Raw genomic sequence first — 20,456 nt, forward strand, 5'->3', positions numbered from 1 at the left:
GATGCGGTTGACCCCTGGCCGAGACCCGTCCATGAAGTACCTACTACCCGTGCTGCCGGACTCGCCTACATCCTCAGCCCAGGGCTTCCGTCGCGTCGATCAGGACGCATGGACTCGCGGGTGCCTGTTGGACTGCCGGGGGAGATCGGACCATTCTCGCCTTTGGGGAGTCCCGTACTCCGCAAGCCGGCCACGTCTCCCTCGCTTGTATGTCGTGTTCAGGTACTTGTAAGGCGCGAGGCCTCGGCGTTCAGCAGTCGGGCCGGGATGTCGGGATCGTCGACAGTCACCACGAACACCTTCCCGTCGTGAAGGTCGAGGCGGATGCCGGGGCCGGCGCGCAGGACCACGGCGGCGCGGTTCATGAGGGTCAGGTTGCCCCGGTATCCCCATCCTCCCCATTCGGAGGGGCGGACGTCTATGGCCTGGGCGGTGGCGATGCGACTCAGGGGCACGAACGTACCGGGCCACCCGAGGAACCCGTAACGGACGGTTAGCCCCGATCGGTCGGCGGTCACGCGTATGCGGCTGAAGGTGGTGGTGATGAGCGCCGGCGCCAGCAGGACCAGCGCGAACCACGGTTCCACCAACTGCGTGAGGACCAGGACTACGAGAACGGTGACCAGGCCCAGCAGCAGCGGCCACCTAGCAGACAGGGTGGCGGTCCAGAAGGCCCGCTCGCCCGGAGCGAGGTCCATCGCCGGCGGCGCTGTGTCGATGCCGGGGTCGTCGGCGGTCGGAAGGGCCGAGGCGATCCAGGCTGCCGCGCTGCCGAAGATGAGGCTGCCGCCGATCCACAGGATCAGTACCCAGGGGGACAGCGTCGCCTCCTGCCACCGTTCCAGCCCTCTCTGGCCGATGGCGGTGGTGGCGAGTATCCCTGCCGCCAGCGCTCCGATGAACGCTCCGATGAACGACGCGCCCAGGCCGACCATCGGCTGGAGCCTCTCCCGGATCAGGGCGACGGCCACGCACATCCCCAGGCCGATCACCATCAGCGCTCCGACAACGAAGAGGAACAGCTCCGGTGACATGGAATCGTCCGCCCGGCCGGAGATGCCGAAGTGACTTGCCACCCGATCCGGGAGGTCGGACCGGTAGGCAAGGTACGGGCCGAGGCCCGCACCCACCACGGCGGCGGGGATGCCGGCGCCCAGGACCGCTCTCCGTGTCCGTTCGTTCATAGTTGCACCTCTACCAGTCGGAGGATCTCACGGTTGCCCAGCCCAGCGCGGCGCGCTTCGCTGACCAGGCTGCGGGCGAGCTCGACGTGGCGGGCCGCCGACTTGGCGTCCCGCGCCACCGATGTTCCGCGGCCTCTGCGGACCTCCAGCAAGCCCTCGTCGCGCAGCGTCTGGAACGCCCGGAGGACCGTGTGCATGTTCACCCCCAGGCCCTTCGCCAGGTCACGAGCCGGGGGCAGCTTCTCGCCCTCCGCGAGCTCACGAGCGGCGATGCCACGCCGTATCTGACCGGCCAACTGTTCGTGAAGGGGCTGCGGTGACTGCGCATCGATCTTCCAGAGCATAGTTCTATTATAACTAGAACTATACATATAGGCAATCCCGGCGAGGCCGGGCTCCGGCGTCGGAGCATCGGTTTCGCTGAGCCCTACTGGAGCCGCCGGCTTATATGGCTTAGGTATCGATGGAGGCGTAGTCCAACACAGGAATCGAAGATCAACAACTTCCGGGGGGCCGGAATCGTGCGATCGTCCCCGCACGGCCGTATTCACCAGCCGAGTTCGGGAAACCTTGTCGGGTCGGGCCGACTGTCTCTAGCGCTGAGATGCTCCAGCTCGTTACGCCAGCTGTTGATCTGTGTTCGTAGCTGCTGCCACTCGCGATCGCTCAGATCGAAGTCTCCCCTCGGCAGTGCCTCGAATACAGCCAGCGAGCGTAGCAACTGTCCGGGATGCAGCTTCGGGTGTTTCCGTTGAGCCAATTCGTACAGGCGAGCAAACCCGACCCGATCCGCTAGCGCTGCGACGTCGATGTAGTCGCGGGCCTCGCCTCGATCGGCGAGTGCTAGGAGCTTGTCAGCTCCCAACTCCCGCTCGGAGAGGAGAACACTCCCTTCGATCATGTCCGGCGGCCACAGCCGGACGTCCCAAGCCAGATCAATGCGTGCGGTGTCTTGCCCATCGGAAACGCTGAGCCTGGCGAAGCCCGGGTGGTCCTGGACCCGTCCCGTGCGGAGGCCTTCTTGTTCGAGGCGGGCTTCGAGGGCTGGGAGAAGCCGATCGACATCTCTCAAGGATGTCGCGAAGTAGTCCAGGTCCGCGGTCGCGCGCGCTACAACACCGCGGACGATCAGAGCACCCCCTCCGGCCAATGCCACATCGGCCGCTTCGGGGATGGTGTCGATGATCTGCCGCAGGCGACGCTGCAAGGGGGACAGCATGCCGTTGCTCTATAGGAGACCGCGCTGGTGTAACCATGGCCCCCACACGTCTCTCACATACGAGGGCAAGATCATCTGGCGCCACAAACGAGCGAGTTCCTCAACCCGGATGAACCGGCGGACATCCTCGGCGACGCCATGGGACAGCACCTGCTTGTACACGGAAATGCGGTCCGCTACATCGTCGAGGTCGTACACCCGATCTCCGCTCCAGCGAACATGGCGCGGCAACTCGATCCGCCCGCTCGCCTTGACCACCCAAGGGGCGTCAACATCGTCGGGTACGGCTACGGGCCGGTACCAGGCAGTTGGACGGGCTGAACTAGAGGAACTCATCACCGCACGTATGGTACCGGTACAGCAGACCGGCCACCCGACCTCTGTCCATACGGCCGCTCACCAAGTCCCACGCCCGGCCTGGTCAGATGGTGCCGCGGGCCGACATCGAGCCGCTTGAGCGATATGGCGTTGCTCGTGTCACAACACGTAGTTACGTTTCCTGAGGAGATGCGCGAGGTGTGCGTGGGCAGATTGAGGGGACCGCGGGTGTCCGACTCGGGCTGCGACCCTCAACAGCACTGAGGAAGACGGGGCCGCGGGAGGTCGGTTTGATGCGGAACGACGACTCGCTGGCGACCATCCTCCTGGTGAGCAGGATGGCGCGTGACGGCGTGGCGCCTCTCAATGCTTCGCAGTTCTGGCGCCTGGTCGATCAGGTTGGGGATCCGGGTGGTCTACCCGGAAGGTCCGAGGACGATCTGATCGGCTCCGGGTTGGGGGCGGAAGTGGCGGCCCGGGTGGTGAGACTCCTTTCGCGGGGTGTCGCGATGGCGTTCGAGTTGGACCGGCTCGACCAGTCCGGAATGTCCACTTTGACGCCGTTCGACGAGGGCTATCCGGAGCGCTTGCATGCGAGGCTCGGATCGAAGAGGCCAGCGATCCTCCATGCCGCCGGCGCCCTCGAGCTCCTCGATCAGCCGGGTGTCGGTGTCGTCGGAAGCCGCAACGTGAGCAGGGAGGGCGCCGAAGTCGCCAAGGCGCTGGGACGGCAGGCCGCCTCGCTTGGGCTTCCTCTCATCTCGGGCGCGGCACGGGGAGTCGACCAACTGGCGATGAGCGCGGCATTCCAGGCCGGAGGAACCGTGGTCGGAGTCCCGGCCCACTCGCTCGTCCGGACGCTGAGGTCTCCCGATGTGCGGCGGGCGGTCCACGAGGGGCGGACGGCGATGTGCTCTCCATACGCTCCGGACTCCCCCTTCACGGTGGGCAAGGCGATGGGCCGCAACAAGCTCATATACGCGTTGTCGGACGTGACGGTGGCGGTCGCCGCTGACAACGGCTCGGGCGGAACCTGGTCGGGCGCTACGGAGGCCATCAGAGGCGACTACTGCCGGGTGGCCGTGTGGAGGGGTGGCGGAGAGGGCCCCGGCAATGAGCCGCTCGAGCGGAGAGGCGCCTTACCCCTGACCGATACATCGGATCTCGACCAGATCCTGAGTGACGCCCGATCCGACCTTGAACAGACCTCGCCTGCGAAACAGGCCGCGCTCTTCTGACCTGGTCCGTACCATGCGCGTCCGTCGATCGTGCGCCGGGTGCTGGAGTTGTCTACAGGCGGGCGATCACGCCCTTCCAGGCTTCGGGGTTGACGATGTGGGGAGGTCTGCGTCCCTCGATGACCATGATCGCCTGCTCGACGGCGGGCTGGAACATTCGCACTCGGGCTTCGTCGGTGCCGGCGGCGACATGGGGGGTCACGGTCACGTTGGGTCGGTGCAGTAGCGGGTGGGAGGTGTCGAGCGGCTCGGGATCGGTCACGTCGAGGCCTGCCCCGAAGAGGTGGCCGCTGTCCAGCGCCTCCAGCAGGGCATCGTGGTCGACGAGGCCGCCGCGCGCCGCGTTGACGAACACCGCGCCCGGCTTCATCGTGGCGAACGCCTGGGCGTCGAACATCCGCGCATTGGTGGGGGTCATGGGCACGTGGACCGACACCACGTCGCTTGCTATCAGCAGCTCCTCCAGGGTCCCTGCCCGGACCACCGTCGAGGGGAAGGCGCCTTCGGCGATGTAGGGGTCGTACGCCTGTACGTGCATGCTCAGGCCGGTTCCGATGGCGGCGACCTGGCGGGCGATCCTTCCGAATCCGACCAGGCCGAGCGTCTTGTCGCGCAGCTCGATCCCTAGGTGGGACGCGTAGTGGTCACCGTCGCCGCACGCGTTGCGGAGTTGGTTCCCGGCTCGCAACAGGCTCTTGGAGACTGCCAGCATCAGGGCGACCGTGTGCTCGGCGGTGGATATTGTCGGTCCGTCCGGAGCGTTGCAGACGGCGACTCCGCGGCGGGTGGCGACCTCCAGGTCGATGCTGTCACAGCCGATCCCGGTCCGGCAGATGGCCACCAGATCCGGCGCCCGGTCGAAGACGCGTTCGTCGAACCGGGACCTGGCGACGATGGCCCCCTGGGCCGTTTCTATGCCGGCGTGGGTGTCCTCCGGGCGGCCGGGCCCCAGCACCTCGACGGACGACGGAACGTAGGGCCGCAGGAGGGGCATGATCCGACGTTCGAACCAGATACGCGCTATGCGGGATCTCTCCTGGGCGGGTCGGAGGATGCTAGCACTGGAGCATCGAGACGCCCTGCGGGTACCAGGACCTCAGGTGCCGGCGAACGGGGCGTCGGGTAGGCCGGCGACGCCGGGTTCGATGGCGAACAGGTCACCGGCTCGCGGTTCGGCGGCTTTCCGCCGATGGCTGCCCCCGCCGCCGATCGAGGTCACGAACAGCGTGCCCAGATCGGATCCGCCGAATGCAACCATGGAGGGTTTGGCCACGGGCAGGTCGATACTGAGGTCGAGAGCGCCGTCCGGCGTGAACCGCAGCACGGCCGATCCGCGGACCGCCGCGACCCAGTAGCAGCCCTCGACGTCGATGCATGCCCCGTCCGGCCGTCCCGGGATGTCGCCGAACTCGACGAAGACCCTCCCGTTCCTGGCCTCTCCCGTCTCGAGGTCGTAGTCGTAGCACAGCACGGTACGGCTCAGGGAGTCGGCCCAGTACATCCGGTCCCGTACGGTGTCGAAAGCCAGCGCGTTGGGTACTCCCACCCCGGCTCGGGTGACGGTGAACGACCCGTCGCCCTCGACGCGGTACAGGCGGCCGGTATAGCGCTCGGCGGCAGCGAACTCGTACATCGAACCCACCCAGTAGCGGCCCACCGGGTCGGTACGGCCGTCGTTCATCCGGTTTCCGGTTCCCGGGGGTTCCAGCGTCACCCAGGGAGTGGTGTCCCCGGTCGCCCAGTCGAACCAGACCAGCTCGGTCTCCGCCGCTATCAGGAGGCGTCCGGGCTCCGACGTGAGAACCATCGAGCCGGGCCGTCCCGGCAGCTCACGGGTCAGGTCCTCACCGGTTGCGGGGTCGTAACGGTGCACCAACCGAGCGTCGATGTCCTCCCAGTAGAGCACTCCCTCCTCGGGACTCCAGAGCGGGCACTCACCGAGCTGCGCGCCCGCCCGGAGGGCTACATCAACCTCTACCACGAGAGCACTCCGGAGCCGGAGAGAGGCGAGGGACCAGCCGGGACGGCCGGGCAGCCAGGCCCGCAGACCGTGGGGGACCTACCGCACGTGTTCTTCATGGTCAATCCCTTCGTCTGTTCGATCAGTGCCACCGGAACCGTCCAGGGGAGATGGCCTCTCGGGGACATGTCACCGCCGATCCCGCCGAGCGGCCTCGCCGGACCGGTGCGCAGTTTCTCCGGCAGGGCGAGAGAGGTTAGACGCCTTCTGCCAGGATCATGCGCCCCGTCGAGGTTCGATCGATGATCTCCCGGAGTTCCGTGAACTCGGGGGAGTCCGCGAAAGTGCGCGCCTGCTCGAAGCTGCCGAACTCGATCACCACCACGCGGCCCGGCTGCCAGTCACCGTACCGGTACTCGGTCCTTCCACCCCGGACCACGTACCTCCCGCCGTATGTCGCTATGACGTCCGGTATGCGCTCTATGAACTCGGCGTACCCCTCCGGGTCGGTTATTTCAGTGTTGACGATCGCGTATCCTCGCATCGTTCGTCCTCTCCTTTCGTGTCGGGTGTTGTCAGGACTCGGGTAGGGACTCCACCTGTACCGAGACGATGTCTATGCCGTAGTACTTGCTGTGCCGGACCGAGGATGCGTAGTGGCGCAGCAGGCGGAACGACATGTCACGCTCGTCCGGAGTGTCGGTGTGTTCAACCAGGTACGCCAGGTGGTCCTCGATGTTTCCCTCACCGAAGATAGCCATGAACTCCAGATCGATTGCCCGAGCACTGCCCTGGGCCGTGAGTATCAGGCGCGGCGTGGCCTGATCCGCGTAGTCCTCACGTAGCTGCAACATGGTCGAGAGGGTCTCCTCTCCGGCGGCGGTCAGGCGTTCTGTCGAAGCTGCACTCCAGCCGGCACGGGCGGCAAGCTTGGTGAGGAACGTGTTGATCCTGGGAAGGTCGGACATGTCGAGTCCCACCTCCAGCCGCTTGCGGCGCGGGCTGGACAGTTCCATCAGGGATGTCAGCACCACCACAGCCAGGACGCCGACGACCAAGCCGCTGCCGAACACCACACCCCACGTTCCGACCAGGAGATCTTCCAGGACGTTGTTGCTCTCCAGGCCGATGCCTAATGCGAGGGATGCTCCCGCCACCATTCCCTTCCGATGGTCGAGACCGTCCTTGACGATGGTCCGCATACCCTCCACCAGGAGCACTCCCATGATCATCAACAGGACCGCCCCCATCACCGAAGTCGGTGTGGCGAGCAGGATGGCGAGGCCCTTGGGGAACAGCGCCAGCAGGATCAGCAGACCCCCGATTACCTGCCCGACCCGGCGGGAGGCGACCCCGGTGAGGTTGATCAACGAGATGGAGCTTGCCGAGACCATGATGGGAGGAACCGTCCCGGCCATCCCCGACAGCAGCATCGTCACTCCGCTGACATTGAGAGTGCCCTGCACCGTGCGGAAGTCCGTGGCGCGCGGACGGCGGCGTGAGACCTGCTGGATCACGGCGCCGTCGCTGCTCGACTTGACGGCCACGACCAGGCTCACGATCAAGAACATCGGCAGCAGTCCCCAGAACTCCGGACCCGGCGTCAGGTCCAATCCCGGCCATGCGGCCGCTTCCGGCAGATCGAACCAGGGCGTGTCCATGACCGGCCCCAGGTCGTACAGCCCCACCGCCGCGGCGACCAGCGAGCCGGCGCCGATCCCTATGGGTATCGCCCACAGGCGCCAGATGCTCGTGCCTCGCAAAACGAGGAACAGGAAGGCGAGGGCCGCCGCCCCGGAGGCCGCCAAGCCCTGGGATGGCGACGTTCCGGCAGGTGTGTCCACCAACCTGGCGATGGCTACCGGTATCACTGTCGTCGCTATCAGCATGTGCGCGGTCCCGGCTACGACGGGTGTGATGATCCGGCGCATCTTCGGGAGCCATGTGGCCACCAGGAACTGGAGCACGGACGAGACGACCAGCAGCATCGCCAGCGTGGCCGGACCGGCTTCGGTCATCGCCACCACGCAGACACCTATGAACTGGCCGCCCGATGCCATCATCAGAATGTGCCCCGCTCCGAGCTTTCCCAGGCGGCTGGCCACCAACAGGGTGCCGAGTCCGGTGATCATCAGGGCAGCGAACACCGCCCAGGAGAGATAGGCCCTGTCCTCGCCTGCCCCGAGGACGAAGATCGTCACCACGATGACGGTGATCGACAGGCTGATCATGGTCCCCTGCACCGCCACGCCCAGCGTCAGGCGGGCAGAGCAGCGTTCGTCGGGCTCGTACCGGATGTATTCGTTGACGCGCATCAACGGCCGGCTGCGACCGGCGTATGGTGGCGGTGCTCCGGGATCCGCTGGTAGACCACGGCCTTCAAGAGTAATAGCCGCGTTGTTGGCTGAGCGATCGATCCCCTCGGTGTCGTAGGGCTTTGACCCGAGAATCGGGCTGTCCTTGTCCCGGCCATCGGATGGTATACGTTTAGGTATGCCTGAAACGACCATCAAGGTCTCGGTCCGGACTCGGGATGCTCTCCGTGAACTCGCTCGTCGTGAGGGGCTCACCTTCGATGCCCAGATCGCGAAGCTGGTGCGACGAGAGCGTCGCCGCATCATCGGTGCTCAACTCGCCAGCGCCCCACTCGATGCTGACGATGAGGCCGTGCTCGATGCGTCTGCGAGCGATGTCGCCGATGCGAGAGGGTGACGTAGTCCCGCTGCGATTCTTGGGACGCCGTCACGAGGCGAGCCGGGCTTCGTCCGCCCGGCCGTTGTGGTCACTTCCGATGACGTGCTCGAGTTCCGGCGACACGCGATCGTGGTCGTACCCTGCACGACCAAGAGGCGAGGATGGCTGAGCGAGGTTGACATCGCCGGTTTCGGTGTCGCCCAAGCGCAACCTACCGACCACCATCAGCGTTGACCGGATTGTCGACGCCACGGGCACGAACATCGGACCCGTCGCGCTGCAACAGATTCGAGAACTCGTCGCCGACCTGATCGGACTCTGAACCAGCTACGGGGCGGCCCGGATGCCGCCATCTGCCCGGCCGAGGCCTATGGGTTGGTGAGTGCGGGTACCGGAGGTTCGACAGGTCCTACGACGATCTCGGCATCGCGTAGCCGGGCTTGCGCAAGGTCGTACGCAGCCTGGCGGCGCATCCAGAACTCGGCGTTGGACCAGCCGATCTTCTCGAGCCGTATTGCCATTTCCGGGGAGATCCCGGCGTGGCCGTTGAGGATACGCGACAGGGTGTGTCGGGCTACACCGAGCATCTTTGCCGCTTCCGTCACGGTCATTTCCCCCTCCAGACATCCCTCCCGGATGCTGACCCCGGGATGGGTGGGATACTCCGATACCATGGTTCTTGCCCTCGACGTCTGCGGATGCCTTGCACCAGAATACGGTGCTCGTCACCCTCTACGGCCGCCCGACCTCTCGGAAGGGCCGCAGGACCGCCGGGTTGCCCGGCGGGTGGCTTCAGTTGCCTTACTGGTCGTTTTCGGGAGTCTCTGACGGCTCGGCGTCCGTGGGGCCGTGCAGGTCTGCCAGCTCCTCGGCGACTAGGCGCACTATCAGGTCGTCCAGGGACAGTTCCTCGTAGTCGCGCTGGTCGATGTCGCTGGCGCCGCCGGTGGCGCGGCCCTCGGCGCCGTAGGTGAGGAACACGTAGCGGGCGCCGGTGAACTGGGCGAGCTGGCGGAACACGAACTCGGCCTGGTCGTCGGTGCCGGACGAGGACACCGGGAAGATCTTGATACCCCGCCGGGCGGCGTCGCGCATCGAGTCGGTGTAGGGCACCGGGACCTGCCGCAGCACCTGAGGGGGAGCGTCGGCCACCAGGAAGATCAGCTGCACCGTCTCGGAGGGAGACCGCCACGACGGCTTGGACAGAGCGTCGGCGAGCGCCTCATCGAGGGCTTCCGGATAGTCGCCGCCGTCGTTCGCCACCACCTCCGAGAGGGCCTGGGCGAAGGCCTCTGCGTCCGGCGTGAGGTCGAACGTCCGCGTCAGGAACACGTCGCCCTCGTCGCGGTACAGGGTCATGCCCAGGTGCACGTCCACGTCGCCGGGGAGCCGGTGGATGCGCATTGCCACCTCGTCGATGGTGATCTTGAGCTGGTGGATCTCATCGTCCATCGAGCCGGTGGAGTCGAGCAGGAACAGGACGTCGAGGGCGACGGTCTCGCCGGCCATGGTCGGCAGCGAAGTCTCGAGGGCGACGCTCTCGCCTCGGGCGGCCTGGGCGCTGGCGCCGCCGGCGGACACCGTGAACGGTCCGTCGCCCAACTCGTAGGCCTGCGGGTGGAAGCGGACCGTGCCGTCGGCGGTGGTCCTCAGGCCCACCCCTCGCTGGCCTGCGGTCACCAGGACCTCGGCGCCGGCCGCCGGGAGGCCGCCCTCGCGTGTCACCGTCACCACGATGCGTCCGCTGGGGTCGATGTCCCGCACCCGGATGCCGAGGCCGAAGAAGTCGGCGCGGTAGGCCAGGTAGTCCTCGAAGCGTTTGTTGTCGTCGATCGACCCGCCCGTGAGCCTGGCCTGCCGCAGCTCCGACTCGTGGGCGACGGCTTCCGTCTCGGGGACGACGACGTCGCCCTCGGTCGCGATCGTGGTGGCACCGGCTGCCGTGGTAGCGGGGGCGGCAGTGGGTTCGGGGGAGGCAGCTTCCTCGACGGCCCTCTCGGCGGCGTCGGCCGCCATGGCGACTTCCTCCATCGCGGCTTCCGCCATCGCCTCGAGCTCGACGGATGCGGCGGCGGCGTCTCCGTCCCAGTCGGGCTCCCCCTCGATCCATCCGTCGTCGGTAGTCGGAGCGGTCCCTCCGTTATCGGATGGGGTTGTGCCCTCGCCGGAGGGCTCGGGCCCGGGATCGACGGCCGGCGCCGCCTTTGTCTCCACCGGGACGACGGTGGTTGCGACGGACGTGTCTACGCTCTCGGAGCTTTCGGAGCTGCAGGCGCCCGCCAGGAGGGTGACGACCGCCAGCAGCGCTATCAGGGTTCGGGTGGGGGCAGGTGTGGTCTTCATGTTCCTTGTGACGACGCCGGCCGGCTCCAAGGTTCCCGGCCCGGCCGGATTGCTGCGGATTCCCGACGCTCCCCCCTTTCCCAACCATGGACGCCTGGCCCGGATCCTCTATGTATCGTCAGGAAGGAACTGGGAGCCGTGTGAACGAAAGTGGGAACGCGATGACCCTGAACACCCGGTCGGTCGGGCGAGGCGCGGGCATCCGAAGGATGGTCGGTGGCAGGCTGCGCCCGGGACACCGCTCGGTCCCGGTGGCCGTCCTGGTCGTGGTGTCTCTGGCGGCTTGTTCAGGGGGCGAGGAAGACGAATACTCGGCTGATGATGCCTCCGGCGCCCAGACGGTGTCGGTCGAGGTGCCCGACCTCTCGCACGTGGCTCGAGAGGGCGCCGAACTGTTCACCGCCAACTGTTCGGAGTGTCACGGCCCCACCGCCGGTGGATCGTCGCAGGGCCCGCCGCTGGTCCACAAGATCTACGAGCCGGGCCACCACGCCGACTTCAGCTTCGTCCGTGCCGTCGAAACGGGATCGCCCCAGCACCACTGGAACTTCGGGGACATGGAGCCGGTGCCGGGCCTGTCACCGGAGGACCTGAACAAGGTCATCTGCTACGTGCGGGAGCTGCAGTACGCCAACGGCATCTTCATCGAGCCGGCCGGTCTGGCGGCCTGCGATGGTTGAGACGTCCGGTGCCCAGCGCGGTCCGGACAGGTGGTGGTGAGTTGAGGGCGGCGGATCGGTGGCGGGCCGAGCTGGAGGCCTGGGTGATTCCACAGAGGCTGCTCGATGCGGCTGACGAGTCACCCTATGGCTGGGTGCCGTGGGTTTGGGAGCGCATGTCGGCGGAGGCGCGCTCTGCGCCCCCTCCGGTCACGTTCGAGGTGACGAGACGCCTTGCCGGGGAGCACGGTTCGGTGCTCGATGTGGGTGCCGGCAGGGGGCGGGCCTCGCTGCCCCTGGCGGTCCTAGGTCATGACCTCACCGCGGTGGAGCCCGACGCCGGGATGGCAGACGGTTTCGAGGAGGAGGCGGCCCGGCTCGGTGTTCCCGCCCGGCTGGTGCGGGGACGCTGGCCGGAAATGGCGGGACGGGTGCCGCAGGCCGACGTCGTGGTGTCGGCCAATGTCGTCTACGACGTGGCCGACATCGGTCCGTTCGTGGCGGCTCTCGACGGCGCTGCCCGCCGGGGAGTGGTGATCGAGATGACCGAACGGCATCCCCGGGTGACCATCGCGCCGCTGTTCCGGGCCGTCCACGGCGTCGACCGTCCGGGCGGCCCATCGGTCGACGACCTGGTGGAGGTGATCGGTGAGGAGGTCGGAGTCCGTCCCGAGGTGGAGCGCTGGGAGCGACCGGCGTCGCTGTGGTTCGAGAGCTGGGACGAGATACTCGCCTTCTACGGGAAGAGGGTGACCCTGCCGGTCTCCCGCCGCCATGAACTGCGGCCCCTCCTGGAACCGCAGGTCACCGAGGAGGACGGCCGCCTCTACGTCGGTAAGCGCATGGGCCGGCACAGCACCCTCTGGTGGCACCCGAAACGATGAACGAACCGCCGCCGGACAGGGTGACACAGCCCGGGTAGCCCCGCGCCTCGAGCGCCCGGGACCAGCCGGTGGAACCAGCCTGGACACGAATTGCCGGGTCGGGCCTTTAACTTCTTGCTAACAGAGCACTCCTACACTCGGCGGGTGTTCCGGAGGCTGATACTCGCAGCGGTTCTGGTGGGATTGACCCCGGCTATCGCCGCCGATGCCCACCACACTCCGGGGTTCGACTTCGAGGGTGCGGGATGGGGCCACGGTGTGGGCATGGGCCAGTGGGGCGCTCTGGGGCAGGCCCTCGCCGATCCGGCCAAGCCGGGTGAGGACATCGCCGCCTACTACTTCCACGGCTCCTCACCGGCGACGATGCGGGATCTCGCCCTGCCCAACGACCTGCTGTACACGCTGGACAACCCGCTGTGGATCAACCTGGGATCCCAGATCACCCTCCTGGAGTTCACCGCCGTGGGAGGTCCCCTGGATCTGTGCCTCGCGGACGACGGCGCGGGTCCGTGTCCGAAGCCACAGCATCCCCAGGCGGGGGAGCGGTGGGAGTTCCGCCGCATCGCCCGCGGCCAATGCGGCTTCTTCCACGGTGGAGCGCTACAGGGAACGGCCGGTAGCTGCCGGGCGTCCATCTCGTGGCCCGACGCGGCCGGGGTCCGGCTCCGTCACGGTGAGAGCAGGAGCAAGCTGTGCGCCTCCCGAACCAACGAGATCTGCGAGTACCGGCACGGGGAGCTGAAGATACGGGACGACCCGGTGGAGGTCGGGTTCCACGTGGTCCTGGCGATCGGGCTCGAGGACTACCTCCGCGGCGTTGCCGAGGTGCTGGACCACTGGGCGGCGCCGGGGGTGAACGAGGCCCAGGCCGTCACTTCCCGCTCCTACGCGGCCTACAAGTTCTTCCTGTGGGAGACCGGGCCGCGCCCCGCCAACCCCGACGAGGATCCGGGAATCAATGCCGCCCGCAAGGACAGCTGCTGGTGCCATCTCTACGACAGCTGGAGGGACATCAACTACATCGGCTGGGCCAAGGAGACCCGTTCGAACGGGCAGCCCTGGCTCGACGGCGTGGAGTCGACCAGGGACCGGGTGCTCACCTACTTCGGCGCCGGTTGGGAGAAGTACACGAAGGCGGGGATCGTGCAGACGTTCTTCTCCGCCTCATCCGGCGGGATCACCCGCACCAACGTGTACGGGTTCTTCACCGAATGGGACGGCAGGACGCCGGGAACGGAGTGGCCCTACCTGAGACCGGTCGCGGACCCGTGGGACGTGGACCCGGCCGTAGGCAACCCGAACGCCTCCTGGGAGGAACGGGTGAGCGTGGCCACGCTGTCGAGTTGGCTGGGCTGGGACGACGTCACCGAGGCGGTCCTGGTAGACAGGGAGTCCCTGTCCTCCCCGGCGCGGGTCAAGTTCAGCGGGGTCCGCGGCGGCCAGACTGTTTCGGTCACCGTAGCCGGGGCTGCGTTCCGGACCGCCCTGGGCCTGAAGTCCTCCAACATCACGGCCATCGACGGCGTAGCCCCTCCACCGGCCGACGACCCGGTGGAACCCGGGCTACCGGCCGGGCCGGGCAGCTTCGACGACGATGACGGCAGCGTCTTCGAGGCTTCGATCGACCGGTTGGCGGCGGCGGGCGTCCTGGACGGCACCGAGTGCGGCGCGCGGCTCTTCTGCCCCGGGCTGCCCCTCCAGCGCTCGACCATGGCGGTCTGGATGGTCCGGGTCCTCGACCCGGGTTTCGAGCCTTCCGGTGCCGGGACGAGGTTCGAAGATGTGGACGCCGCTGAATGGTGGGCGAGCTACGTGGAGCGTCTCGCCGAGCTCGAGGTGACCAAGGGATGCAGCGCCGATCCGCCGCGGTTCTGCCCGGACCAGGCTGTGTCCCGTGCCCAGATGGCCACCTTCCTGGTGACGGCATTCGATCTGGATCCCGCCGAGTCGGCCGGTTTCACCGATACCGGGGGCGGCCACGAGGCCAATATCGATGCCCTGGCCGCGGCCGGCATCACCGCGGGGTGCGCCACCGATCCGCTGCGGTTCTGCCCCGAAGACCCCGTGACCCGGGGCCAGATGGCCACGCTGCTGGTGCGGGCTCTCGACCGCCTATACGATCCGGTCTGAGGCGCCTGAGTACCCAGCCGCCTCACCGCGCCGCGGCTCTAGCCGAGGCGGGGGGCAGGTCTCCCAGGTCAGTCGGACTCTGTGATGGTTACCGAGTTGATGGTGACCGGGGTGAGCGGGCGGTCGTTGCGGGCGGTCGGGACCTTCTGCATGGCGTCCACAACGTCCAGGCCGTCGGTCACCTTGCCGAACAGCGAGTAGTGGGCCGGCAGGCGGGTGCCGTCTGAGCCGCTGATGATGAAGAACTGGCTGCCGTTGGTGTTTGGCCCTGCGTTGGCCATGGCCAGCGAACCCAGCTCGTAGCTGCCGGGCTGGGGGAGTTCGTCGGCGAAGCGGTAGCCGGGGCCGCCCCGACCCGAGCCGGTGGGATCACCGCCCTGGCAGACGAAACCCTTGATGATGCGGTGGAAGATGACGCCTTCGTAGTAGTGGTAGCGGGCCAGCACCACGAAGTTGTTGACGGTGAGCGGAGCGGCGGCGGCGTCGAGAGCGATGGTGATCGATCCCATCGTGGTGTCCATCACCGCGGTGTAGCTCTTGGCGGGGTCGATGCACATCGGGGGCGGCTGGGGGAACTGGCGGCGGGCGGGACTGGACCCGTCGGCCGCGGGGCAGGGTACGTCGGTCACGGCTGGACTCCTCGAGTGTTGGTGGCTGGGGCGAAAGGACCGGGTAACCCTAACCGTGCTGATCGCCGGCCCGGCCGTCCGGCCATGGCGTTGCGCATGGTGCGAGCGGGGGTTTATGGTGCCTGGTTCAGTGAGCACGAGGAACCGATGAGCACCGACCAGTTGAACCATTACAAGAGCAAGCTCGACTTCGAGATGGACTCGTGGGACGTCCACGAGGCGCTGGGCAACGGAGAGCCCCTGGTCGTGGTCGACGGCCGGTCCGCCGAGGCCTACGCCCGGGAGCACATACCGGGCGCGTTGAACCTGCCGCACCGGGGTATCGACGCCGACTCGACGGCCTCGCTGGACCGGTCCCGGACCTACGTCTGTTACTGCGACGGGATCGGCTGCAACGCCTCCACCAAGACCGCCCTGAAGCTGCTGATGCTGGGCTTCGAGGTCAAGGAGTTGATAGGTGGCCTCGACTGGTGGAAGCGCGACGGCTACCCCACCGAGGGCGACCACGCCCAGTCGGGCCGCGAAATCGTCTGCGGCTGCTGAGGCCGGGCATCGGAGGAGTCCGGGATGGCGCTCGAGATGCGCGCCCGTTGCGAGCGCTGCGAAGCGCCGCTCGCAGGAGATGGAGCGGCGTTCATGTGCTCGTACGAGGGCAGGTTATGTCCCGTGGGTGCCGGCGAGATGAGCCACGTCTGTCCGAACTGCGGCGGTGAGCTGGTTCGCCGACCTCGCCGCGCGTCCTAGTAAACGGGTCTGCGCCGATGGTTGACAGCGGCGCAGACCCCTCGTTACGGTGCCGGGGGTGGCGTCCGTCGTAAGCCACCCTGGAGAGAACCGTTGTCGTTCAAGCTCTCTAACGCCCTGAAGCGCAGCACCACCGGCATTGCCCGGACCGTCAGTGAGTACGAGAAGCGCTTTCGGACGACTCGGCGCGGCAACCGGGCGAGGACGGCGCTCGACCACAAGGAGGTCAACGATCTCTACTACGACGTGGTCACGGACTTCTTCGAGTTCGGGTGGGGCAGGTCCTTTCACTTCGCTCCTCGCGGCCCGGGGGAGAGCTTCAACGCCTCGCTGGCACGGCACCAGCACTACCTGGCCCACAAGCTCCGGCTGGGGCCCGGGATGGTCGTGGCCGACCTCGGCTGCGGCGTCGGCGGGCCGCTCCTGGAGATCGCCCAGTTCACCGGAGCCCGGATCGTGGGTGTGAACAGCAACGCCTACCAACTCGAGCACGCCCGCAAGTACGCGGAGGAGGCGGAGCTGACCCATCTGGCCGAGTTCATGCACTGCGACTTCCTCGAGGTGGACGCTCCCGACGGCTCGTTCGACGCGGTCTTCTCAATAGAGGCGACCTGCCACGCCCCGGACAAGGTGAGCATCTACGGCGAGGCGTTCCGCCTGCTGAAACCGGGGGCCTGCTTCGCTTCCTACGAGTGGTGCATGACCGACCGCTACGACCCCGAGGATCCCCTCCACCGCAGGATCAAGGCTGACATCGAGCTGGGCGGCGGCATACTCGAGCTCGACGAGCGTAGAACCGTCGACGAAGCGCTGGTGGCGGTGGGGTTCGAGGTGCTGGAGACCAGGGATGTAATGGTGCCGACCGGTCCGTCGGTTCCCTGGTACCAGCCTCTGGCCGGTTCGGGGATCTCGCTGGCGACCTTCAGGAGTTCGAGGATCGGGCGCTCGGTCACCCAGGCCACGCTCAGGCTGCTCGAGGCCCTCCGCATCGCGCCCAAGGGATCGGTTCGGGTGTCGGAGACCCTCAACCTCTGCGCGGTGGCCCTGGTCGAGGCGGGCCGGCTCGGCATCTTCACCCCGGCGTACTTCATCCACGCCCGCAAACCGGAGTAGGACCGAGCGGCCGGAACCGGTGCATGATGGGGTGTACCCCTGTGCCTTTCGCCTTCTGCCCAACTAGCTTTGTGGCATGGTGTGCAAGGATGAACTAGGCCTGCCGGCCGGCGCGGAGTTGGTGATCATCGGCGCCGGGATAGTGGGTGCCTCCACGGCGTTCTGGGCTGCCCGGGCCGGGCTGTCGCCGGTGGTGCTGGAAGCCCGGCCGGTTGCCGCCTCGCTCACCACCCCGGCCTCCACCGGAGCCTTCCGGCTGCAGTTCGACAACCGGGAGGAGACCGAGCTGGTGCGGGAGACGGTCGACCTGATCCTGAACTTCGCCGAGATCACCGGCCAGGACGCGGCGCCCCTCGCGGTCAAGCAGCCGGGCTACCTCTGGGCGACCACGTCCGAGGACAGGGCTGAGAAGCAGCGCCGGCTGGTGGCTCGCCAGCACTCCTGGGGCCAGGCCGACATCGAGGTGCTGGCCGGAGACGAGGCCCGGCGCAGGTTCCCCTACCTGAGCCCTGAAGTGGTCAGCGCCCGCTACCGGGCGGATGACGGCTTCGCCGACCCCAGGGCTCTGACCCTCGGGCTGCTACAAGCGTCGGAAGCCCCTCTCCACCTTTCGTGCCGGGTGGTATCCCTCCGGGAACTCCCCTCTGGAGGACTTGACGTGGGTACGGAGACCGGTCACATCCGGGCCGAACAGGTCGTGATCGCCGCCGGGCCCTTCACGGCCAAGCTGGCCGCCCTCCTCGGGGTGGAATTACCGCTGGAGGTAAAGCGCCGCCACAAGGTGGTGGTGCCCGAGTTGGCGCGGGTCCCGCCCGATGCTCCCATGACCATCGATGACGACACCGGCACGCACTGGCGCCCCGCCCTGGCGGGTGCCGCACTGCTGGACGCCGCGCCCCGGGGGCCGGGAAGGGCGCCTGTGGAGGATATCCCTCCCAGCTCAGGCATGGCGTTCCGGGTGCTGGATCCCTCCAGTCCGGACGCCGCCGCCCGGATCAGTCCCTTCTGGGGCGAGGCTTGGAGGAGGGGAGAGCTCTCCTGGATGGTCCACTCCGGGCAGTACGTGATGAGTCCCGACCACCGCCCCCTGATAGGGCAGGCGCCGATCGGCGGGCTGTGGGTCAACAGCGGCTACTCGGGCCACGGCATCATGTGCTCCCCGGCAGGGGGTCGCATCCTGGCCGACCTGATCACCGGGCGACTGGAGGATTCACCCTTCGCCCTCGACCGGACCTTCGTGAAGAGAAGCCTGGACCAGATCTAGATCATTAGTTGGTAGTGGTCCGTCGGGATCGGACAGGTTCAGGCGAGTTCGTCCAATAGCCGGATGACGAGCTGCTCGTCGTAGGGTTCGGGCTCGGTCAGGCGGTTGCCGAACCTGTCGAGGAGCATGAAGTCGGACGTGCTGTTCATCCCGTAGTACTCCCAGGCGTCGCGTGCCTCGCTCCAGAGCGCCGTGAACGTGACCCCCTTCTCGACCACGAATTCCTGCGCGATCTCGAGAGTGCCGACACCGCCGATTCCGATGACGGTGAGTCGGTTGGAGTGCTGCCGAGCGAACTGCTCGATGCCCGGGGCTTCCTCCCGGCACGTCTCTCAGAAGGGGGACCAGAACCAGAACATCAGGGGCTTCTCACCCTTGACGACCGATCGCAGGCTGATCAGCTCTCCGGTGGCCGCGTCGAACATCTCGATGTCGGGCACGTCATCGGAGATCGCGGTGGCGGGCGGCGCCGTCGTGGTAGTGGCCGGTGTCGCCGTAGTCGTGACGACCACCGTGGTGGTCGTGGTGGTCTCGGCCGCCGTGGTGGTGGTCGTGGTCTCGGCCGCGACGGTTGTGGTCGTGGTCTCGGCCGCCGTGGTGGTGGTCGTGGTGGTCTCGGCCGCGACGGTTGTGGTCGTGGTCTCGGCTGCGACGGTGGTCGTGGTTTCGGATGGCGCGGTCGTGGTGGTGGACGGGCCGGTGGTGTTTACTGTTTCCTCGGAGGTCGAGGCGGTCGTCGTGGACGTTGTCGTCGCCGAGGTGGTGGATATCGGTTCCGGCTCGGTCGTTCCGATGGTTGTATCGGGTGCCTCGGATGTAGTGGCCACGGTCGCCGCCGTGTCCGCAACGGTGGTGGTCGCCTCTTCCGGAGCAGGGCTGGAGTCGATGGTGGTGCCCGGATCGGGGGGTGCTTGAGTGGTGGCAGGACCGGTGGCGTCTCCACCGCAGGACATGACCGCGCCGGCCAGTAGTGCCATAGCTATTACCGAACGGATCAGCCGCAAGTCCGCTCCGGGTACCTGGGGGTTGAGTGCCGGTCCAGGATACCCCGCCATGACCACTAGGTTTCGAGGACGTGGCAATCGGGCATCGACATGGTCGAGCGCCGGCCGGCAACGATCTGGAGGATCGAGATGAGGGAAGCGATACGGGTTCCGGGCCTACCCCGGATGTTCAGGGTGATGCTGGTGGCGCTGATCGTGGCGGCAGTGGTCGGTGCCACCGTGCTCCTGCCGTCGGCGCGAGCCGGACAGGGGGAAGGGAACGGATCGACCATGCCCGGCGAGGTCGAGATGGCGGAGCCGAAACTGACGGAGCTGGCGGTGGAGGGCGTCGGCAGCCGTAGCGTCAGCTACGACGGCGCCATCGGCCGGTTCACGGTGAGCGTGCTGCGCGACTCGCTAATCACCGCGGTGTCGGACGGGAACAAGTCGGTCCAAGCCATCGCCGACGCGGTCGCCGAGAACTGCACGAAGACCGAGCCCGAGACGGCGGATCACACGGCGCCTCCGACCTGTATCTCCCCGAACGGCCTGCAGACGGTGAGCATCCGCATTCGGGAGGAGTTCGACTGGACCGACCAGGGCCGGGTCTCGCTCGGCTTCCTCTACGAGAACCGGCTGTCGATCGCCATCCGCGGCACCGGGTTCGCCGGCGGGCTGGTCGACATGGTGATCACCAGCGGGGGAGACCAGGTCCGCTTCGACGGGTTGGACTTCACCGTCTCGCGCCGTGCCGAGTTCGAGCGCCTTGCCCTGCTGGACGCCATCGACGACGCCCAGGCGACCGCCCGGGCCATCGCAGGGCACATGGGGTACGAGATCGTGCGGATCGTCAGGATCACCCCGGCCGGATTCGATCCCTATGCAGCCGTCGAGAGGATGCAAGGGGACGATGCGGTGGTTGCGGAGTCGGCGGCCGCGCCCACGCCCGTGTTCGGGGGCGCCGAGGTGGTCACGTCCCGGGTCTCGATGATCTTCGAGCTACGACCCAAGCCTTAGTAGTCGGCGATATTCAACGGCAACTAGCAACTAGCAACTAGCAACTAGCAACTAGCAACTAGCAACTAGCAACTAGC

23 protein-coding genes are annotated in these 20,456 nt (G+C 67.3%); 12 read left to right on the forward strand and 11 right to left on the reverse strand.

The window, feature by feature from the left end; translation table 11 throughout:
• Positions 1-218: 218 nt before the first annotated feature.
• The 3 genes from OXM57_14975 to OXM57_14985 form a co-directional block, all read right to left on the reverse strand.
• Positions 219-1,184 (reverse strand): DUF1648 domain-containing protein, encoded by a 966-nt coding sequence (locus OXM57_14975; protein MDE0353981.1) that lies wholly within the window; start codon positions 1,182-1,184, stop codon positions 219-221.
• Complete coding sequence (locus tag OXM57_14980; GenBank protein MDE0353982.1) at positions 1,181-1,528, reverse strand: GntR family transcriptional regulator; 348 nt, start codon at positions 1,526-1,528, stop codon at positions 1,181-1,183. The genes OXM57_14975 and OXM57_14980 overlap by 4 nt, the downstream gene beginning before the upstream one ends.
• Positions 1,529-1,731: 203 nt before the next feature.
• Positions 1,732-2,403, reverse strand: a complete 672-nt coding sequence (locus tag OXM57_14985; protein ID MDE0353983.1) for a nucleotidyl transferase AbiEii/AbiGii toxin family protein — start codon at positions 2,401-2,403, stop codon at positions 1,732-1,734.
• A gap of 611 nt (positions 2,404-3,014) precedes the next feature.
• Here OXM57_14985 and OXM57_14990 point away from each other — a divergent pair.
• Positions 3,015-3,959: a DNA-processing protein DprA gene (locus OXM57_14990; protein ID MDE0353984.1), complete on the forward strand. Its 945-nt coding sequence runs from the start codon at positions 3,015-3,017 to the stop codon at positions 3,957-3,959.
• A 52-nt stretch (positions 3,960-4,011) separates the two neighbouring features.
• On the opposite strand, the gene OXM57_14995 is transcribed toward OXM57_14990, so the two are convergent.
• From OXM57_14995 to OXM57_15010, 4 genes are all read right to left on the reverse strand, one after another.
• Entirely contained in the window at positions 4,012-4,953 is a 942-nt protein-coding gene (locus tag OXM57_14995) for a hydroxyacid dehydrogenase (GenBank protein ID MDE0353985.1), read from the reverse strand.
• Positions 4,954-5,055: 102 nt separating this feature from the next.
• Positions 5,056-5,940, reverse strand: coding sequence for an SMP-30/gluconolactonase/LRE family protein (locus OXM57_15000; GenBank protein MDE0353986.1), 885 nt, complete (start codon positions 5,938-5,940; stop codon positions 5,056-5,058).
• Positions 5,941-6,175: 235 nt separating this feature from the next.
• Positions 6,176-6,463 (reverse strand): DUF1330 domain-containing protein, encoded by a 288-nt coding sequence (locus OXM57_15005; protein ID MDE0353987.1) that lies wholly within the window; start codon positions 6,461-6,463, stop codon positions 6,176-6,178.
• A gap of 31 nt (positions 6,464-6,494) precedes the next feature.
• Positions 6,495-8,234 carry a hypothetical protein gene (locus OXM57_15010; protein ID MDE0353988.1) on the reverse strand — a complete coding sequence of 580 codons (1,740 nt, stop codon included), beginning with the start codon at positions 8,232-8,234 and terminating at the stop codon, positions 6,495-6,497.
• A 178-nt stretch (positions 8,235-8,412) separates the two neighbouring features.
• On the opposite strand from OXM57_15010, the gene OXM57_15015 reads away from it, so the two are divergent.
• Both OXM57_15015 and OXM57_15020 read left to right on the forward strand, forming a co-directional pair.
• Positions 8,413-8,631 carry a hypothetical protein gene (locus OXM57_15015; GenBank protein MDE0353989.1) on the forward strand — a complete coding sequence of 73 codons (219 nt, stop codon included), beginning with the start codon at positions 8,413-8,415 and terminating at the stop codon, positions 8,629-8,631.
• 157 nt (positions 8,632-8,788) lie between these two features.
• Positions 8,789-8,935 carry a hypothetical protein gene (locus OXM57_15020; protein MDE0353990.1) on the forward strand — a complete coding sequence of 49 codons (147 nt, stop codon included), beginning with the start codon at positions 8,789-8,791 and terminating at the stop codon, positions 8,933-8,935.
• 46 nt (positions 8,936-8,981) lie between these two features.
• Here the strand turns inward: OXM57_15020 and OXM57_15025 are convergent, their stop codons facing one another.
• A complete protein-coding gene (locus OXM57_15025; protein MDE0353991.1) occupies positions 8,982-9,287 on the reverse strand; it encodes a HigA family addiction module antitoxin in 306 nt (101 codons plus the stop codon).
• Between the two features lie 127 nt (positions 9,288-9,414).
• Positions 9,415-10,956, reverse strand: coding sequence for a VWA domain-containing protein (locus tag OXM57_15030; protein MDE0353992.1), 1,542 nt, complete (start codon positions 10,954-10,956; stop codon positions 9,415-9,417).
• Between the two features lie 161 nt (positions 10,957-11,117).
• Here OXM57_15030 and OXM57_15035 point away from each other — a divergent pair, with 161 nt between their 5' ends.
• From OXM57_15035 to OXM57_15045, 3 genes are all read left to right on the forward strand, one after another.
• Positions 11,118-11,636 carry a cytochrome c gene (locus OXM57_15035; protein ID MDE0353993.1) on the forward strand — a complete coding sequence of 173 codons (519 nt, stop codon included), beginning with the start codon at positions 11,118-11,120 and terminating at the stop codon, positions 11,634-11,636.
• Between the two features lie 8 nt (positions 11,637-11,644).
• Positions 11,645-12,499, forward strand: coding sequence for a class I SAM-dependent methyltransferase (locus tag OXM57_15040; protein ID MDE0353994.1), 855 nt, complete (start codon positions 11,645-11,647; stop codon positions 12,497-12,499).
• Positions 12,500-12,643: 144 nt separating this feature from the next.
• Positions 12,644-14,629 (forward strand): S-layer homology domain-containing protein, encoded by a 1,986-nt coding sequence (locus OXM57_15045; protein ID MDE0353995.1) that lies wholly within the window; start codon positions 12,644-12,646, stop codon positions 14,627-14,629.
• 68 nt (positions 14,630-14,697) lie between these two features.
• Here OXM57_15045 and OXM57_15050 read toward each other — a convergent pair whose 3' ends face one another.
• Positions 14,698-15,258, reverse strand: a complete 561-nt coding sequence (locus OXM57_15050) for a peptidylprolyl isomerase (protein MDE0353996.1) — start codon at positions 15,256-15,258, stop codon at positions 14,698-14,700.
• A gap of 147 nt (positions 15,259-15,405) precedes the next feature.
• Here OXM57_15050 and OXM57_15055 point away from each other — a divergent pair, with 147 nt between their 5' ends.
• The 4 genes from OXM57_15055 (at position 15,406) to OXM57_15070 (ending at position 18,379) form a co-directional block, all read left to right on the forward strand.
• Positions 15,406-15,801 carry a rhodanese-like domain-containing protein gene (locus OXM57_15055; protein MDE0353997.1) on the forward strand — a complete coding sequence of 132 codons (396 nt, stop codon included), beginning with the start codon at positions 15,406-15,408 and terminating at the stop codon, positions 15,799-15,801.
• Positions 15,802-15,825: 24 nt separating this feature from the next.
• On the forward strand, positions 15,826-16,002 hold the full coding sequence (locus OXM57_15060; protein ID MDE0353998.1) for a DUF1272 domain-containing protein: 177 nt from the start codon (positions 15,826-15,828) through the stop codon (positions 16,000-16,002).
• A 93-nt stretch (positions 16,003-16,095) separates the two neighbouring features.
• Positions 16,096-17,115, forward strand: coding sequence for a methyltransferase domain-containing protein (locus OXM57_15065; GenBank protein MDE0353999.1), 1,020 nt, complete (start codon positions 16,096-16,098; stop codon positions 17,113-17,115).
• A gap of 76 nt (positions 17,116-17,191) precedes the next feature.
• Positions 17,192-18,379, forward strand: a complete 1,188-nt coding sequence (locus tag OXM57_15070) for an FAD-dependent oxidoreductase (GenBank protein ID MDE0354000.1) — start codon at positions 17,192-17,194, stop codon at positions 18,377-18,379.
• 38 nt (positions 18,380-18,417) lie between these two features.
• On the opposite strand, the gene OXM57_15075 is transcribed toward OXM57_15070, so the two are convergent.
• Positions 18,418-18,597, reverse strand: a complete 180-nt coding sequence (locus tag OXM57_15075) for a hypothetical protein (protein MDE0354001.1) — start codon at positions 18,595-18,597, stop codon at positions 18,418-18,420.
• 85 nt (positions 18,598-18,682) lie between these two features.
• Here OXM57_15075 and OXM57_15080 point away from each other — a divergent pair, with 85 nt between their 5' ends.
• Together OXM57_15080 and OXM57_15085 are read left to right on the forward strand one after the other, a co-directional pair.
• Entirely contained in the window at positions 18,683-19,294 is a 612-nt protein-coding gene (locus OXM57_15080) for a hypothetical protein (GenBank protein MDE0354002.1), read from the forward strand.
• Between the two features lie 218 nt (positions 19,295-19,512).
• Positions 19,513-20,379, forward strand: a complete 867-nt coding sequence (locus OXM57_15085; protein ID MDE0354003.1) for an SIMPL domain-containing protein — start codon at positions 19,513-19,515, stop codon at positions 20,377-20,379.
• The last annotated feature ends 77 nt before the right edge of the window (positions 20,380-20,456 follow it).

This window comes from bacterium (assembly GCA_028820935.1).
Lineage (GTDB): Bacteria > Actinomycetota > Acidimicrobiia > Spongiisociales > Spongiisociaceae > Spongiisocius.

Bases quoted from the DNA above. Each gene is read 5' to 3' on its own strand.
- OXM57_14975 (MDE0353981.1), bottom strand. From the start codon at position 1,184: ATGAACGAACGGACACGGAGAGCGGTCCTGGGCGCCGGCATCCCCGCC.
- OXM57_14980 (MDE0353982.1), bottom strand. From the start codon at position 1,528: ATGCTCTGGAAGATCGATGCGCAGTCACCGCAGCCCCTTCACGAACAG.
- OXM57_14985 (MDE0353983.1), bottom strand. From the start codon at position 2,403: ATGCTGTCCCCCTTGCAGCGTCGCCTGCGGCAGATCATCGACACCATC.
- OXM57_14990 (MDE0353984.1), top strand. From the start codon at position 3,015: ATGCGGAACGACGACTCGCTGGCGACCATCCTCCTGGTGAGCAGGATG.
- OXM57_14995 (MDE0353985.1), bottom strand. From the start codon at position 4,953: ATGCCCCTCCTGCGGCCCTACGTTCCGTCGTCCGTCGAGGTGCTGGGG.
- OXM57_15005 (MDE0353987.1), bottom strand. From the start codon at position 6,463: ATGCGAGGATACGCGATCGTCAACACTGAAATAACCGACCCGGAGGGG.
- OXM57_15010 (MDE0353988.1), bottom strand. From the start codon at position 8,234: ATGCGCGTCAACGAATACATCCGGTACGAGCCCGACGAACGCTGCTCT.
- OXM57_15015 (MDE0353989.1), top strand. From the start codon at position 8,413: ATGCCTGAAACGACCATCAAGGTCTCGGTCCGGACTCGGGATGCTCTC.
- OXM57_15025 (MDE0353991.1), bottom strand. From the start codon at position 9,287: ATGGTATCGGAGTATCCCACCCATCCCGGGGTCAGCATCCGGGAGGGA.
- OXM57_15030 (MDE0353992.1), bottom strand. From the start codon at position 10,956: ATGAAGACCACACCTGCCCCCACCCGAACCCTGATAGCGCTGCTGGCG.
- OXM57_15035 (MDE0353993.1), top strand. From the start codon at position 11,118: ATGACCCTGAACACCCGGTCGGTCGGGCGAGGCGCGGGCATCCGAAGG.
- OXM57_15055 (MDE0353997.1), top strand. From the start codon at position 15,406: ATGAGCACCGACCAGTTGAACCATTACAAGAGCAAGCTCGACTTCGAG.
- OXM57_15060 (MDE0353998.1), top strand. From the start codon at position 15,826: ATGGCGCTCGAGATGCGCGCCCGTTGCGAGCGCTGCGAAGCGCCGCTC.
- OXM57_15070 (MDE0354000.1), top strand. From the start codon at position 17,192: ATGGTGTGCAAGGATGAACTAGGCCTGCCGGCCGGCGCGGAGTTGGTG.
- OXM57_15080 (MDE0354002.1), top strand. From the start codon at position 18,683: ATGCCCGGGGCTTCCTCCCGGCACGTCTCTCAGAAGGGGGACCAGAAC.
- OXM57_15085 (MDE0354003.1), top strand. From the start codon at position 19,513: ATGAGGGAAGCGATACGGGTTCCGGGCCTACCCCGGATGTTCAGGGTG.